Raw genomic sequence first — 15,427 nt, forward strand, 5'->3', positions numbered from 1 at the left:
GCTCGATGAGTAGCACCGTACGGAAAGGCGCCGCACATTCTCTCTCCCGTGAGCACCCGGATGCGGCCCCCGAGGGCAGGACACCTCGGGGGCCGCGTCCTCGCCCTGCTCGCCATCCCGCTTCTCGCGCTCAACCTCCGTTCGGCCATCACCTCGATCGCCCCGGTGCTGGCGCCGATCCAGCAGCAGCTACACATGTCGAACACCCAGGCCAGCGTGCTGGGCGCACTTCCGCCGGTGATCTTCGGACTCGCGGGCATCGCCACCCCGACGGTCATCCGCCGTCTCGGGGCCGACCGCGCGGCCGCCCTGGCCATGGTGCTGGCGACCCTCGGCATGGTGGTCCGGGCGCTCTCTCCGGGAGCCGTCTTCTTCTTCCTGCCGCAGTTCGTGGCGCTTGTGGGGATGGGCATGGGTAACGTGCTGCTCCCGCCCCTGGTCAAGCGATATTTCCCCGACCGGATCGGCGCCCTCACCGTGCTGTACGGCATCTTCCTGCAACTCGGCACGGCCCTTCCCGCGTTCCTCGCGGTGCCGATCGCCGATGCCGGTGGCTGGCGTACGTCCCTCGGCGGGTGGGCCGGCCTATCCCTGCTGGCCGGGTGGCCCTGGGTGCTGCTGAGCACCGGCGGCTCACGTAGCGCGCACCAGGACGCAGACGCTGACCCCAGTGGGTACGCCGTGGCGGCGGCCACCGGCACCCGGATCGCCGTCCGTGCGCTGCTACGCAACCGCCTTGCCTGGGGCGCCACGCTCCTCATTGGCATGACATCTTTGAACACCTACCCGATCTTCACCTGGCTGCCGCAGATCCTCACGGACGCCGGCATCAGTCGCGGCGACGCGGGCTCGTTGCTCGGCCTCTACTCGCTGATGAGCCTGCCACTCGCGCTCACCATCCCCTGGATCGCCGTCAAGCTGCGCAATCCGCTAGTCCTTGTGATCGCCGGACTTTCCTGCTATCTCGTGGGATACGCCGGCCTCGCCCTGGCGCCGTCACGCGCGCCGCTGCTCTGGACGGTGCTCTGCGGGCTGGCAGCCACCGGCTTCCCCCTGGCCCTTGCCCTGGCCAACCTCCGCACCTTGACCCACGAGGGCGCGGTCGCGCTGTCCGGCTTCATGCAGGGCTTCGGCTACCTGCTTGCCGCCGCCGGGCCACTGGTCACCGGGCTGCTGCACTCGCTTACCGGCACCTGGCAGGCATCGTTCGGCTTCCTAGGAGTGACCCTGGTGCCGCTGACAATCGGCGGAGTCCTCTTTTGCCGACCGACGGCCCTGGAGGACACCCTTCCGCCGGGGCCATCAGAGGTCACAGGGACGGCCGCGACAATGCGGTGACGGACAACACATGAGGTGGATCGCATGACGAACTCGGCCGACGGCGGACCGTGGCAGCAGTCAAGCTTCGACGCGGCAGTGCGCGAGGCACAGGACGGGCTCGCCGACGGCGGAGTCCCGGTGGGCAGCGCCCTCGACCTCGACGGAGAGCTGGTCGCGACGGGACGCAACCTGCGCGTGCAAGGTTCGGATCCCACGGCGCACGGAGAGATCTCGTGCCTGCGCGACGCGGGCCGGCGCACCTCGTACCGCCAAGCCGTCCTCTACACGACGCTCGCGCCATGTGCGATGTGCGCGGGCGCGATCATCCAGTTCGGCATCCCCCGCGTCGTGGTCGGCGAGGCCGAGACGTTCCCCGGTGAGCTGGAGCTGCTCCGATCGCGCGGCGTCGAGATCATCCTGTTGCAGGACGAGCACTGCAGCGCACTGATGCGCCAGTTCCAGGAGCGCTATCCGTCCGTCTGGGCCGAGGACATCGGCGACGTTCGCTGACCCGCTTCTCTGGCCTGTCGTGCCGCTCGAGCTGTCCCGAACTGCGACCAGTCGGTCGTCCCTGGCGAACCCCAGACCACCAGGACGCGGAGCAGGTCTGGCCCGGTGTTGGCCAGATCGTGGCTGGTGCCAGCGGTGGCCAAGACGCTGTCTCCGGCGCTGAGGTCATGGATCTCGTCATCGACGTGCATACGACCGGTGCCCGCGAGCACCAGGTAGAGCTCGTCAAGCGGCTGCTCGTCCGGGTCGTGGGTGTGCCGTCCCTCGCCGGCCCCGGGCGGCAGCTCCCAGGTCTGCACGGCGACCGCCAGGAGCGAGTCGTCGAAGAAATGCCACTGCATCCTGATGGACCCATTGCCGCCGTGCAGGGTGTAGTCGAAGGCGTTCTCGCCCGCCCGTTCGATCATCGTTCCGTTTCGTGGTCCGTGCGCCCGCCAAGGCGCAGCGTCACCTGGGAAGCCGCGGCGGCACACTGCTTGCCCAGCTCGTCCATCGCTGCATCGTCTGTGCGGAACCGGGGAGCAGCAATCAGCACGGCCGCGACGATCGCACCGCGGTGGTCCCTGACGGGGGCAGCCACACCAACCTCCTCGGATGCGGTTTCTGCCCCGTTGACGGCATAGCCGAGCTCCGCCGCGCCAGCCAGGCGAGCCAGATACTTCGGCACTGCCTTCTCGCCGATGCCGGTGACGGCGCCCTCGCGGAGCAGCTGCCGGACGCGCTCCGGATCGTCGCCGGCCAGGAACACCTGCACCGACGCGCTCAGTGCGGTCCGGTAGCGCGACCCGATGCTCGACGTGTGCTTGACCTGGTGCGGGCTGGGGATCTGCTCGACGGTGATCGCCTCGGTGTCGTTCCACACCATCAGGGCGCTGGTCTCGCCCGTCGCTTCCGTGAGTCTCTGCAGCACTGGAAAACCGGCGCGGCGCACATCGAGATCGGCCAGCAGCGGACCGGCGATCGTCAAGATCCCCAGACCAAGCCGGTACCGACGGGTCGCGTCCTGCTCGACGATGCCTTCCCGCTCCAGCGAGGCCAGTGTCCGCGAGACGGTGCTCTTGTGCTGTCCGACCTCCTTGGCGATCTCGGTGACACCGAGCAGCTGACGGTCCGGGCTGAAGCAACGCAGGATCGCCACCGTGTTCTCGATGACCGAGGCGCCGGGTGCACCTGCACTGGTCGTTGTATATCGCGGCATGGGCCGATCCTATGAGTCAGGGGCTGACCTGGCGACTGACCTGCCCGGAAGACGGCACCTGGCGGTGCCGCCACCCGGGGACGCTCAGGCCTCGATGATGTTGTGATCCGGGCCGAATGGGAATTTCGTGATGTCCTCGGCGCCGTTCGCACCGACGACACAGATGTCGTGCTCGCGGTATCCGCCAGCGCCTGGCTGTCCGTCGAGCACCGTGATCATCGGCTCCATCGAGACGACCATGCCCGGCTCGAGCACGGTGTCGATGTCCTCGCGAAGCTCCAGGCCGGCCTCGCGCCCGTAGTAGTGGCTGAGCACGCCGAAGGAATGGCCGTAGCCGAACGTGCGGTTGGCGAGCAAGCCGTGCTCCACATAGATCGTGTTGAGCTCGGCGGCGATGTCCTTGCAAACAGCTCCGGGCCTGATCAGCTCGAGTCCACGCTTGTGCACCTCGACGTTGATGTTCCACAGCTCGAGGGACCTCGCGTCGGGCTGCCCGTAGAACAGGGTGCGCTCGAGGGCCGTGTAGTACCCGGAGGGCATGGGGAAGCAGTTGAGCGACAGGATGTCGCCCTTGCGGACCTGCCGGGTGGTCGCCCAGTTGTGTGCACCGTCGGTGTTGATGCCGGACTGGAACCACACCCAGGTGTCACGCACCTCCTGCTCAGGGAAGGTCTTGGCAATCTCGTGCACCATCGCCTCGGTGCCGATCAGTGCCACCTCGTATTCGGAGATGCCCTCCTTGACAGCAGCCTTGACCGCCTCACCACCCAGATCGGCAATGCGGGCACTGTGCCGGATGACGGTGATCTCCTCATCCGACTTGATCATTCGCTGCCGCATAGCGGCCTGCGCGACATCGACGAGTGTCGCGCCGGGGAAGGCGGCCTGGAACTTGTCACGGGTGGCGAGCGGGAGGCTGTCGTCCTCAATGCCGATCCGCTTCGCCGTGACACCGCGCTGGCGCAACGCCTCCTGGATGGCGTGGAAGTAGTTGTCGCGGCGCCAGTCGGTGTAGACGATGTTCTCGCCATAGCTGGTGCGCCAGGGCATCCCGGCATCGATGTTCGCGGTGATGGTCACCTGGTCGTTCGCCGTGACGACCATGGCGTAGGACCGACCGAAGTAGGTGAACAGGAAGTCGGAGTAGTACTTGATGTTGTGCCAAGACGTGAGGATGACCGCGTCCAGGCCCTGCTCCGCCATGATCGTGCGCAGACCCGTCAGGCGCCGTTCCATCTCGGCGTCCGAGAACGTCAACTTGCCCTTGGTGCCGTTGTGCAGCACCTTCAGCCGCTCGAGCTGCGCGACATCGGAAACGGCCGCTGTGGTGGTGGTGTCGGTCATAACTGCTCCTTTGTTCTGGTGGTCGGACGAGGCTCCTCGGAGCTCGCGGGTGGCGTAGCGCGATCTGGCGTCGGCCAGCGCAGACATCGATCTAAAGTTGCATTAATCACAACGTCGTTGCATTCACTGTAGTGTCACGGATCCCTTTTTCAAGGGCCGGATCAAGGTCTGTCACCCGGGGTGATCACCGGTGACGATGCGCACATCTGCCCCTCGGTGGCAGTCGAGTCATATGGAAAGTCAGGCGTCGGGCAGTGGATCCTTGGCGGTCTCCTTCGCGAACGCCATGGTCGCGACCGCAACAATCGCTGCCGCCACGAGATACCAGGCCGGTGCGATCTTGCTGCCGGTGAGCTTGATCAAGAGCGTGGCAACGAATGGCGCGGTACCACCGAAGAGTGCGTTCGCGGAGTTAAAACTGAAGGCGAATCCGCTGTAGCGCACCCGGGTCGGGAAGATTTCCGACAGGAACGACGCGAGCGTCCCGTCGTTGAGGGTCAGCAGAGCAGCCAGAACTATCTCGATGGCGACCATCCCGACTATCCCGACGGCACCGAGCGCATAGAACAAGGGGACGGTCAAGAGGGCGAAGCCGACGCCGGCCGCGATCAGGACGCGCTTGCGGCCGAACCGGTCGGACAGCGTGCCCATGATGAAGATCAGGAAGATGTATATGAACAAGGTGACGGATGTGGCGATGAATGACTCCGTCGTGCTGACATTCAACTCCTCACTCAGGTAGGTCGGCATGTAGGTGAGAACCAGGTAGAAGCCCACAGCGTTGAGGAGGGTGACACCGAAGGCGATGAGGATCGCCCGGCGGTGATTGGTAAACAGATCCTTCAGTGGCGTGTTCTTCGCGTCGTGCCGCAGCTCGAGCTCGCGGAACTTGGGCGTGTCCTCCAACTTGAGTCGGATGTAGCGCCCGATCAGTCCAAGTGGTGCGGCGAGCAGGAACGGCAGGCGCCACCCCCAGGACTGCATCTGGTCCGTACTGATCAGCGCGCTGAGGAGCGCCACCAGTAGCGAGCCGAAGAGGAGGCCTGCTGCCGTGGAGGCCGGAACCGTGCTGACATAGAGGCCGCGCTTTCCCTCTGGTGCATACTCTGCAAGGAAGGCTGAGGCGCCGGCGTACTCGCCGGCCGCAGAAAAGCCCTGCACCAGGCGAACAACCAGCAGGATCACTGCGCCCCAGAGGCCAACCTGGGCATAGCCGGGGATCAGGGCCATGCAGAAGGTAGCACCCGACATGATCAGGATGGACAACGAAAGTGCCGTCCGACGTCCGATCTTGTCGCCGTAGTGCCCCCATACGAGGCCGCCAAGCGGGCGGATAACGAACGAGACTGCAAAGACTGCGAATGCGGCCAGCAGTTGCGTGGTGCGGTCCGACTTCGGGAAGAAAACGTCTCCGATGGTTGCAGCAAGGTAACTGTAGACGGCGTAGTCGTACCACTCGACGAAATTGCCGACGAAGCTGGCAGCCATGACCTTGCGTAGGAGGGCCGGTGGGGCTACCGCCTGCGACACTGCGGGTAACTGAACTTCCGAATGGTTGCTGGTGACCATGGCCCACTCTCCTGAGTGGTCGAAGGGAAGGTAAGGGGGCGCGTCGATAACGCGCTGATGGACTGGTTCTCGCGGACCGGGCAAAGGTCCTCGCCAAGCGCATGTCGGCCCGATGAAGGGAGATGATCCAGACGACTAAATATGAAGTTGCATTCAATACAACCCGGTTGCCTGGGATGCGACGCTAGTCACAGTCTGAGACGTTGTCAATACCCCCGGGCCCTCAGATCTCCGACCCGCCACCCAGTGCCCTCCGAGCGCGGCGAACGCCTCGTCGTAGCCGGTGTCGGGGCGGCCCACGCGCCCGAGGGTGCCGTGCCGAACCTGAGGCGAATCAGCAACGAACGCAGGGTGTCTATACGAAGGCGTCGCCCTGGCCATTCAGGAGCTGAAGCGAGACGGCACCGTTGACATGCGGGTCATGGTGCTCCTGCTCGACACGGTAGCGAGGGGTATGTCCCAAGCCCCGATCCACGAGTTCCAGCTCTCCCCGGAGGCGGTGCCCTGCATGACCGGCGGGGCGCCGGACGCAGCGCACACGGGCCGTCCGGGTCGCACGGGTCGGTTGTCGTGGCCGACCTCAAGCAGCGCACTGCTCGAGTTCTTCGACGACTGGGCGACTCAGGTCGAAGACGGGCTCAGCCCGATTCAACGGTCGAGCCGAGCCGGCCTATCGGGGGACCCGGCATCGCTGGATCTGGCCACGAATGGGATCGGCACGGCGATCCGGGCAACATCTACCCATTTCATCTCGGCAACATCGACCTGCCGACTCCACCGAACGTGGTGGAGGCGATGTTTGCGGCGGTCCGGGCCGGCAAGACTGGCTACCGCCCTGGAGCGGGTATCTCGCAGTTGCAAGCGGTGCTGGCTCAGAACATCGGTGCCAACCGTGGCCGTCCTTGAATCCCACCCAGATCGTCGTGCAGCCCGGCGGCAAGCCGGTGATCGGCAAGTTCATCCAGGCGGTGATGAACCCCGGCGACGAGGTCCTCTACCCCAATCCCGGGTACCCGATCCACGAGAGCCAGATCGACTACGACGGTGGTGTCGCGAAGGCCCACCGCTACGTGCCGACCGCGACCGGTTTCCGGATCGATGTGGACCAGATGCGGGATCTGATCACGCCCCGGACGACGGTCTTGATCTACAACGATCTTCAGAACCCGATGAGCGCCGAATCCAGCCAGGTGGAGCGAGAGGACATCGCTGGTCTGGCCCGTCGCCATGATCTGCAGGTGCTGTCCGACGAGGCGCATTTTGAGATGCGGTGTTCGGGCGCGCCGTCCTCGATCGCGTCGCTGCCAGCAATGCCGGAACGGACCACGATTGTGTACACGTTCTCCAAACAGTTCGCGACGACCGGGTTGCGGCTCGCTGCGCGGCCGCCCCGCAGCCCATTGCCGATGTCATTGCCAAGCTGAACACCAACGACGAGTCGTGCACGACCCACTTTGTGCAGTACGGCGGATTTGAGGCGCTGAAAGGCCCCGAGGGGTTGCACTTTGGTCGGCCGCAGGCCGGGGATTCGCCTATTCGGGCATCTCCGTGGCGGCAATCACCGAGGGCCTGGATCCCCCAGCAGGCGGTCACGGCGCTACGGGCCCATCCCACCTTGGATCGTTATCGTGTCCCCAAACAGCGTTCGGCGTAATCATCGGGCAGCCGGGCCCCATGGAGGCGGCTGCGCACCAGCCGACCCGGCAGTGTGCAGCGTGCGCTGTCAGACATGCTGGTGGCGGGAAGGTCGGTCGCCGTGTCCGAGGGTGGCAAGCCTGCCTCAGCGGACACCAACCACGACAGTAGGTCACGGTCGCTTTCGAGCGACGCGCACCGAACCCCAGGCCCTTTCAATAGGTCAATGAGGCCAGCGACTTTCGGGCTTGCACACGGCTCGGTCCAGGCGCGACGTGATCGCCTCATTGTCCCGAGTTCGCCGCTTCCGGCCAGACTCGCGCCTCGAGGACGCCTTGTTTGATCGGAGTGGTCTTCGCTGCGGTTCGCCACCATGGGCGCAAGCCAGGCGGAGACGATTGTCTCGGCCGGACGGTTGGCGTTTCTTGGTTGGTTGGACGGGTACTTATCCTGCTTCTGGTAGGCCCAGCCGCATGGATACTCTCTTGGCAGTGTCACGTACTGCGACGATCAGCGCGTCTTGGTTGTCGTGCCGGTGCACGCGTGAGCGGGGGGCGCTGAGGGTGATGCATCCGGCGGCAAAGCCTCGTACGTCTCGCACGGGCGCGGATACCCCGAACTCTTCGTCGGTGGTCAGCCCGTCGTTGACCGCGACGCCGGCGTCCCGGATCCTTGCCAGGCGGGGCCCGATGGGGTCGGCGAGATCGACACTGTCACCGCGTGTTATCTGGCCGGTGTTCAGGAGTTGCTGCGCATGCTCAGGGGCTAACTCGGCCAGGAACACGCGGACGGAAGAGGATTCAAGTTTCGTGTAGCGCGTGCCGATGCTGGCGGAGTGCTTGACCTGATGAGGGCTGGGCACCTGCTCAACCACGACGGCTTCGGTGCCGTTCCAGACCGAGACCGCTGCCGTCTCAGAGGTCTGGTCCATCAGGTCTTCCAGGAAGGGCAGCGCCGCTCGGCGCACGTCCAACTCAGCGAGCAGCGGCGCTGCCAGCGCGACGACGCTGAGGCCGAGGCGGTATCGCCCTGACTCATCCTCGCGCTCGACAAAGCCCACATCTGCCAGCCCGGACAGGATCCGCGACACGGTGCTCTTGTGCAGCCCGACCCGGTCCGCGATTTCGGTGACGCCAAGGACGGGGTGGGCGATGGAGAAGGCCTGGAGTACGGACAGGCCATTGAACAGGGATGCCGCGGCCCCCTGGCGGTGCTCCGATGGCTGGCGTGTGCGAGGTGGCATGGTTCTGACCTACTTCCTTCCGTGTTCACCGAGGGCGCCGCAGGTCCCCTGGCGGCTCCAATCTATCTGGCGCGCGGGGAGCACCCGCTGCGAGGACCGCCTCCGCGGGGCGACCGACTGCGCCCCTGCGACGTGATCCAGGCCACAAAAACTTCACCGAATCTCTTGTGCGTTGCTGAACAAGCAACTACTGTGATGACACAGCAACTTCAAAATTGCTCTCTCACGCACATCTGCGACTTTCCTTCTACGACAGGGAGACCGACATGGGTACTGACCTGACCACCGAGCTGCAAGAGCTGCTCGAACGGACCTTCAAAACCGACTCGGCGGAGTACGCCGAGCGCGGTTTCCAACGCCGGGTGGGCTACGGCAAACGCCCCGCGATCATTCACATCGACATGGCAAACGCGTGGACACGCCCGGACCACGCGTTCTCCTGCAAGGAGATGGACACGATCATCCCCGCGTGCCAGGACCTCAACGAAGCCGCGCGGTCCAAGGGTGTTCCGGTGATCTACACCACGACCGCCTACGACGTGACCGAGCCCGGCAAGCCCTCGGACATGGGCCTGTGGGTCTCCAAGATCCCGCTGGAGTTGCTTGCCGTCGGCAGCGACGCGGTCCAGATCGACAGCAGGATCGCCCCCGAGCCCGGGGAACTGGTCATTACCAAGAAGCGGGCCAGCGCCTTCCCGGGCACCAACCTGCAGCAGTTCCTTACCGCCAACCGCATCGACACCGTCATCGTCACCGGCGTGACCGCTGCCGGCTGCGTGCGGCACACGGTCGAGGACGCGATCGCCGAAGGATTCCGCCCCATCGTGGTCCGCGAGGCCGTGGGCGATCGGGTGCCGGGGGTCGTGGCATGGAACCTGTTCGACCTGGACGCCAAATTCGGTGACGTCGAGCCCCTGAGCAACGTTCTGGACTACCTGAACGGCCTGCCCAAGTTCGAGGAAACCACCACCCCCTGATTACCCGGTGGCCGCTGCCTCCCCCGAGTCGGCGGCCACCGCAATTTCGGGCAACTGCCTTACGGATGGGGTCTCCTACTCCCCTCACCTGCTTGAAACCTTGACCACCACGAACCGACGAAAACCGACTACCTAGACGCGCCGCCCCCGGCTCGCATCCACAGGAGACTCCCATGAAGCGCATTGGCGTTGACGTCGGTGGCACGTTCACCGATCTGTACTTCTCCGACGACACCGCCAAGCGGGTCGTGATCGAAAAAGTCCCATCCACCCCCGACGACCCCTCCCGCGCCGTCCTCGACGGCCTGCAGCGGCTCACCGCCAAGGCAGAAGTTGCCCTGGCGGACATCGATCAATTGGTGCACGGCACCACAGTCGCGACGAACATCGCGCTGACCCACACCGGTGCCGAGGTGGGGATGATCACCACCGAGGGCTTCCGTGACATTCTGCACATCGCACGGCACAAGAAGCCCTTCAATTTCTCCCTGCAGCAGAACCTCCCGTGGCAGACGGACCCGTTGGTCAAGCGCCGGCACCGCCTGACCGTCAAGGAACGCGTGACAGTGCCGAACGGGGATGTCCTCATCGACCTGGACGATGACGAAGTGCGGGACCGGGTGCGCGCCCTGAAGGACGCAGGTGTCGAGGCGATCGCGGTCTGCCTGCTGCACTCCTACCTGAACCCCGCCCATGAGCAGCGGATCAAACAGATCGTCGCGGACGAGTTCCCGGAAGCGTACTTGTCCATCTCGAGTGATGTCGTGCCGCTCTACCGTGAGTTCGAGCGATTCTCCACGACCGCGTTGAACGCCTATGTCGGACCGAAGGTTTCCCGGTACCTGGACCGGCTGGCGAATGCCGTCAAGGATCTCGGATACCGCCGCGAGGTGCTGCTGATGCGGTCCTCCGGTGGCATGGTGCCCCTGAGCATGGCGGCCGAGCGACCGGTAAGCCTGCTGATGTCCGGACCGGTCGGCGGGCTCATCGGTGGCATCTGGGCCGGTCAGAACGCCGGATTCGACAACGTCTTCACCCTCGATATTGGCGGCACCTCAGCCGACATCGGCGTCGCCGCCCAGGGCAAGCTGCGGATGCGGCATCTGCTGGACACCAAGGTCGGCGACTATCAAGCCATGGTGCCCATGGTCGACATCGACACCATCGGGGCCGGTGGCGGGTCGATCGCCTACGTCGATGCCGGAGGCGTGTTCCGGGTTGGCCCACAGTCGGCGGGAGCTGTGCCTGGCCCCGCCTGCTACAGCCGCGGCGGCACAGAGCCCACCTCCACCGACGCGCAGGTCGTGCTCGGACGGCTACGCACCAACCGTGACCTCGCAGGCGGTGGCCTGCAGATGGATGCCGGCAAGGCCCAGACCGCCATGACGTCGATCGCGGACCAGCTCGGCATGTCGGTGCACGAAGCCGCCCTCGGCGCCCTGCAGATCCAAAAATTCGGCATGAGCCAGGCGATCGAGCTCAACTCGGTGCGCCGCGGTTACGACCCTCGAGACTTCGTGCTGGTCGCCGGCGGCGGCGCCGGACCGCTGTTCGGGTGCGAGATCGCCGCCGAGCTAGGCATCCCGCAGGTACTCGTGCCGCCACACCCAGGAATCCTCGCAGCGACAGGCCTGCTCGCCACCGACCAGAAGTACGAGTACGTCGCCACGGCGCGCTACACGATGCCCGACGTGGACACCGCAGCACTGCAGAACCGTTATGACGAACTCGTTGAGGAGGCCGCCGGACAGTTGTCGGTGGACGGCATCCCCCGAGACCGTCGCACGTTCACCCGGCTGGCCGACTGCCGCTATGAGGGACAGGGGTACGAGGTCCGATTCGAGGTGCCCCAGGGCCCGATCACCCCGCAGTGGGTGGAGCGCACCATTGAGGCCTTCCACGAGGCGCACGAGCGCGAATACGGGCACCGCTACAAGACCGGCCGGGTCGAGATCGTCAACATCCGGGTGCTGGGCGTCGGACTGATGGATCCGCTACAGGCACCGGACGTACCAGGACACTCGCACTCGTTGACTGAGGCGAAGGTGGCCACCCAGGACGTGACGTTCGACGTCCACGGCAAGCCCCAGACCTTCCCCACCCCGTTCTACGACCGCACCAGGCTCGGCGCCGGACAGCGCATCGAGGGCCCGGCCATCATCGAGCAGTACGACACCACCGTCATCGTGCCACCGGCGTTCACCGCGAACATCGACGAGCACGGCAACATAGTGGTCGCGTGCCCGCAACAGGCCGAGGAAGAAAGCACCGGCGGCGAGCTGGCCACCCCGATCCTGATGCGGATCATCGGGGGCGCGTTCTCCTCGATGGCCAAGGAGATGGCCTCCGTCCTGTTCCGGATGTCGTACTCCTCGATCATCCGAGAGTCGGAGGACCTGGGCGCCGGCGTCTTTGACGCGGACGGCAATGTGCTGGCCGAGTCGGACTCGACCCCGATGTTCATGGGCGCGATGCCCAAGATCGTTCAGGGCGTCATCCAGGTCCTCGGCGACGACATCAACGAGGGCGACGTTATCCTGCACAACGACCCCTACCTCGGGGCCACCCACTCGCCCGACGTGGCGGTGATCATCCCGATCTTCCACGACGGCAAGCGAGTCGGGTTCGCCGGGGCATCCGGTCAGCTGCTCGACATCGGCGGCGCCGTCCCGGGCCTGATGGTCGACATCGTTGACAACATCGCCGAGGGGCAGATCTTCCGTGGCCTCAAGATCGCCGACCGGGGCGTGCGGCAGGACCGGCTCCTGGAGCACATCCTGTCCAACACTCGCACTCCCACGCACAACGCCGGTGACCTCGAGGCGATGATCGCCGCCTGCGAGCTGGCCAAGAGCCGGTTCCTCGGCGTGGTCGACCGGTACGGCCTGCAAGCCGTCCAGGACGCCGGCCAGGGCTGGATCGACTATTCCGAGCGGATGCTGCGCCAGGAGATCGCCAAGGTCCCCGACGGTGTCTACGAGACCGAGGTCGGCTACCTCGACGACGACGGCAAGAACTACGGCAAGAAGCTGCCGATCAAGGTGAAGGTCATCGTCGAGGGTGACGAGATCACCTACGACCTGACCGGCTCCAGCCCGCAGGTACCCACCGCCTACAACTGCGCGTTCGAGGGCACCACGGTGTCGGCCTTCACGTTCATCACCCGGATGATGTTCCTGGACGAGGTCGCCTACCCGGTGTTCGTGCCGCAAAACCAGGGCATGCTGAAACCGGTCAAGGTGATCGCCCCTGAGGGGACGATCTTCAACCCGACCTACCCGGCCGCCTGCTTCGCCCGGTTCGGGCAAGTACAACGGGCCGTCGACCTGGCCATGCGGGCTCTCGCGCCCGTGCTGCCCGGCAAGATCACCGCCGGGAACTCCGCACACATCCACTTCCTGTCCTACTCCGGGTGGGACCAGAAGGCCGGTGAGTACTGGGTATACCTGGAAGTCAACGAAGGCTCCTACGGTGGCCGGCCGGAGAGTGACGGCCCGGACTCGGTCGACAACCTCATCGCCAACACCCGCAACAACCCGATCGAAGAGCTGGAGTGGCGCTTCCCCATGCGGACCGACCGCTACGAACTGCGCGAGGAACCAGCAGCCGCCGGAGAGCATCGCGGTGGCATCGGGATTGTCCGCACCAACACCTTCCTGGTCGACACGTCCATCACCTGCGAGGCGGACCGGCACGAATCCGACCTGCCCTGGGGCATCTTCGGTGGCCAGGACGGGCTAAACGCCTCCGTGGTGCGCAACCCCGGCACCCCGAACGCGGAGAACTGGCCGGCGAAAGTCACAGCCCGGCCGATCCAGGCAGGAGACTCCCTACAGATCACCGTGCCCAGCGGTGGCGGCTACGGCGACCCCTACAAGCGGTCCGCCAGCCAGGTTCTCGAGGACGTCCTCGACGAGTTCACCACCATCGAACGCGCCCGGGCCGACTACGGGGTCGTCATCGACCCCGTCAGCATGACCGTTGACGACGCCGAAACGACCAGGCGCCGGGCGCAGCACACCATACAGTCGATCACGCACTCGTAGGGCCCGCCCGCTGAGCGCGGGCTCACGTGGTGTTGGTGGCTTCCGGTCACGGGAAGCCACCAACACCACGCCACCGCTTTCCAATCCCCACCTCACCTTCGCCGTGTGACGGCCCATGCCCAATTGTCGGGAGCGTGTCAGCAAATGGCCACCAACGTATCCAAATTGTTCACCACGAAGTCACCATCGGAAAACATCCCCACCTTCTCCCCCAGAGATGTCACGACGGCAAACTGGATCTGTTTCTTCGCTTGGACGTTCGCCGTCTATGACTTCGTCCTGTTCGGCAACCTTCTTCCAAAAATTGCCCACGTGTTCGGCTGGAGCTCATCCACGTCGACCGCTATCAACACCTGGGTCACGGCCGGGACCGCTGTCGTAGCGTTCGCGATCGGGCCGTTCGTAGACAAGGTCGGCAGAAAGAAGGGCATCGTTGTCGCTGTCATCGGCGCAGCGATCTTCTCGTTGGCTACCGCCGCGGTCGGGTGGCTGGCTGCCGTGGCCGCAGCATTCGGGGCCGTGCTGTTGATCGTCTTCCGATCCCTCGCCGGTCTTGGCTACTCCGAGCAAGCCATCAGCGCCACCTATTTGGGAGAGATCTACTCACGCGCCTACACCACCCCCGCACAGATCCGGCGACGCGGGTTCATCTACTCCCTTGTGCAGTCCGGTTGGCCGGTCGGGTCGGTGCTGGCGGCAGTCTCCATCGATATCATCTTGCCGATCTCCTCCTGGGAATGGTGCTTCATCGTCTCCGTCTTCCCGGCCATCTTCATGATCATCGCGGCACGGTATCTCAAGGAGAGCCCCGTGTTCGCCGCTCGGCGCGAACTAGAACGGCTTCAACTGGCCGGAAAGACCGATGAAGCACGCGCTCTAGCAAACTCGCAAGGGCTCACGCTCACCGAGACGAGGACCCCAATCGTCGAGGTCTTCAGAGGCGAATCGCTACGTCCAGCGCTCACAATCGGACTGTCATTCCTGCTCAGCTGGCTCGGAGTTCTCGCCTTCGACATCCTGGGTACCTCCTTCCTGACCGCCCCAGACGGGAAGAACATCACCTTCAACAACTCCATCGAGATCCTGGCTATCGCCAACGGCACAGCGTTCGTCGGTTATCTCTTCTTCGGGTGGCTTGGCGATAGGATCGGCCGCCGCGATGCGATCGGAATCGGCTGGTTACTGTGCGGGGCTTCGTTCCTGGCGCTGGTCCTGGTCCCGAACGGAATGTTCGCACTCATCATCGTGCTATACAGCGCCGGGCTGTTCTTCCTCATCGGCCCGTACGCAGCACTACTGTTTTTCAGTGCAGAGAGCTTTCCGACGCGCACCAGAGCCACCGGAGGAGCGCTGATCAACGCCGCAGGCCAAATAGGATCGATCATCGCCGGTGTCCTGATCACCGTCTCGCTATCTAGCGGGTGGACGTGGACCAGCTCCGTCCTGTACTGGGGGGTCCTGCCCATATTCGCTTCCGGGATCCTCATCTGGTTCGCGCGGAAGACAGACTCAGATAGCGCCAGGGGCGACTAGTAAGAACATTGGCCAACGAGGCACGAGCTCGCACCCTGTTCATTTGGGTATA

General features: G+C 65.0%; 12 protein-coding genes. 7 read left to right on the plus strand and 5 right to left on the minus strand.

Annotated elements, in window-relative coordinates:
* Window positions 1-48: 48 nt before the first annotated feature.
* Both FGL98_RS00085 and FGL98_RS00090 read left to right on the plus strand, forming a co-directional pair.
* Entirely contained in the window at window positions 49-1,338 is a 1,290-nt protein-coding gene (locus FGL98_RS00085; RefSeq protein ID WP_146314633.1) for an MFS transporter, read from the plus strand.
* Window positions 1,339-1,362: 24 nt separating this feature from the next.
* The gene (locus FGL98_RS00090) at window positions 1,363-1,830 is read left to right on the plus strand and encodes a nucleoside deaminase (protein WP_146314634.1); all 468 of its coding nucleotides are present in this window, start codon (window positions 1,363-1,365) and stop codon (window positions 1,828-1,830) included.
* Here FGL98_RS00090 and FGL98_RS00095 read toward each other — a convergent pair.
* From FGL98_RS00095 to FGL98_RS00110, 4 genes are all read right to left on the minus strand, one after another.
* Window positions 1,788-2,237: a cupin domain-containing protein gene (locus FGL98_RS00095; protein WP_146314635.1), complete on the minus strand. Its 450-nt coding sequence runs from the start codon at window positions 2,235-2,237 to the stop codon at window positions 1,788-1,790. The two genes, FGL98_RS00090 and FGL98_RS00095, sit on opposite strands and share 43 nt — an antisense overlap.
* Complete coding sequence (locus tag FGL98_RS00100; RefSeq protein WP_146314636.1) at window positions 2,234-3,028, minus strand: IclR family transcriptional regulator; 795 nt, start codon at window positions 3,026-3,028, stop codon at window positions 2,234-2,236. The genes FGL98_RS00095 and FGL98_RS00100 overlap by 4 nt, the downstream gene beginning before the upstream one ends.
* Before the next feature lie 84 nt (window positions 3,029-3,112).
* Entirely contained in the window at window positions 3,113-4,372 is a 1,260-nt protein-coding gene (locus FGL98_RS00105; protein WP_146314637.1) for an aminopeptidase P family protein, read from the minus strand.
* Window positions 4,373-4,612: 240 nt separating this feature from the next.
* Entirely contained in the window at window positions 4,613-5,941 is a 1,329-nt protein-coding gene (locus FGL98_RS00110) for an MFS transporter (RefSeq protein WP_146314638.1), read from the minus strand.
* 570 nt (window positions 5,942-6,511) lie between these two features.
* Between FGL98_RS00110 and FGL98_RS26865 the strand changes: the two genes are divergently transcribed.
* Window positions 6,512-6,847, plus strand: a complete 336-nt coding sequence (locus FGL98_RS26865; protein ID WP_342779925.1) for a hypothetical protein — start codon at window positions 6,512-6,514, stop codon at window positions 6,845-6,847.
* Entirely contained in the window at window positions 6,844-7,365 is a 522-nt protein-coding gene (locus FGL98_RS00115; protein WP_342779926.1) for an aminotransferase class I/II-fold pyridoxal phosphate-dependent enzyme, read from the plus strand. Before FGL98_RS26865 ends, FGL98_RS00115 begins: the two co-directional genes overlap by 4 nt.
* A 656-nt stretch (window positions 7,366-8,021) precedes the next feature.
* On the opposite strand, the gene FGL98_RS00120 is transcribed toward FGL98_RS00115, so the two are convergent.
* Window positions 8,022-8,819, minus strand: a complete 798-nt coding sequence (locus tag FGL98_RS00120) for an IclR family transcriptional regulator (protein WP_146314639.1) — start codon at window positions 8,817-8,819, stop codon at window positions 8,022-8,024.
* A 266-nt stretch (window positions 8,820-9,085) separates the two neighbouring features.
* Here FGL98_RS00120 and FGL98_RS00125 point away from each other — a divergent pair, with 266 nt between their 5' ends.
* The 3 genes from FGL98_RS00125 to FGL98_RS00135 all read left to right on the plus strand — a co-directional run bounded on the left by FGL98_RS00125 (window position 9,086) and on the right by FGL98_RS00135 (window position 15,375).
* Window positions 9,086-9,796, plus strand: coding sequence for an isochorismatase family protein (locus tag FGL98_RS00125; protein ID WP_146314640.1), 711 nt, complete (start codon window positions 9,086-9,088; stop codon window positions 9,794-9,796).
* A gap of 173 nt (window positions 9,797-9,969) precedes the next feature.
* The gene (locus FGL98_RS00130) at window positions 9,970-13,842 is read left to right on the plus strand and encodes a hydantoinase B/oxoprolinase family protein (protein ID WP_146314641.1); all 3,873 of its coding nucleotides are present in this window, start codon (window positions 9,970-9,972) and stop codon (window positions 13,840-13,842) included.
* A gap of 105 nt (window positions 13,843-13,947) precedes the next feature.
* Window positions 13,948-15,375, plus strand: a complete 1,428-nt coding sequence (locus FGL98_RS00135) for an MFS transporter (RefSeq protein ID WP_246136286.1) — start codon at window positions 13,948-13,950, stop codon at window positions 15,373-15,375.
* Window positions 15,376-15,427 lie beyond the last annotated feature (52 nt).

Source organism: Leekyejoonella antrihumi, assembly GCF_007845645.1.
GTDB lineage: Bacteria > Actinomycetota > Actinomycetes > Actinomycetales > Dermatophilaceae > Leekyejoonella > Leekyejoonella antrihumi.

Bases quoted from the DNA above. Each gene is read 5' to 3' on its own strand.
- FGL98_RS00125 (WP_146314640.1), top strand. From the start codon at position 9,086: ATGGGTACTGACCTGACCACCGAGCTGCAAGAGCTGCTCGAACGGACC.
- FGL98_RS00130 (WP_146314641.1), top strand. From the start codon at position 9,970: ATGAAGCGCATTGGCGTTGACGTCGGTGGCACGTTCACCGATCTGTAC.
- FGL98_RS00090 (WP_146314634.1), top strand. From the start codon at position 1,363: ATGACGAACTCGGCCGACGGCGGACCGTGGCAGCAGTCAAGCTTCGAC.
- FGL98_RS00105 (WP_146314637.1), bottom strand. From the start codon at position 4,372: ATGACCGACACCACCACCACAGCGGCCGTTTCCGATGTCGCGCAGCTC.
- FGL98_RS00120 (WP_146314639.1), bottom strand. From the start codon at position 8,819: ATGCCACCTCGCACACGCCAGCCATCGGAGCACCGCCAGGGGGCCGCG.
- FGL98_RS00100 (WP_146314636.1), bottom strand. From the start codon at position 3,028: ATGCCGCGATATACAACGACCAGTGCAGGTGCACCCGGCGCCTCGGTC.
- FGL98_RS00110 (WP_146314638.1), bottom strand. From the start codon at position 5,941: ATGGTCACCAGCAACCATTCGGAAGTTCAGTTACCCGCAGTGTCGCAG.
- FGL98_RS00095 (WP_146314635.1), bottom strand. From the start codon at position 2,237: ATGATCGAACGGGCGGGCGAGAACGCCTTCGACTACACCCTGCACGGC.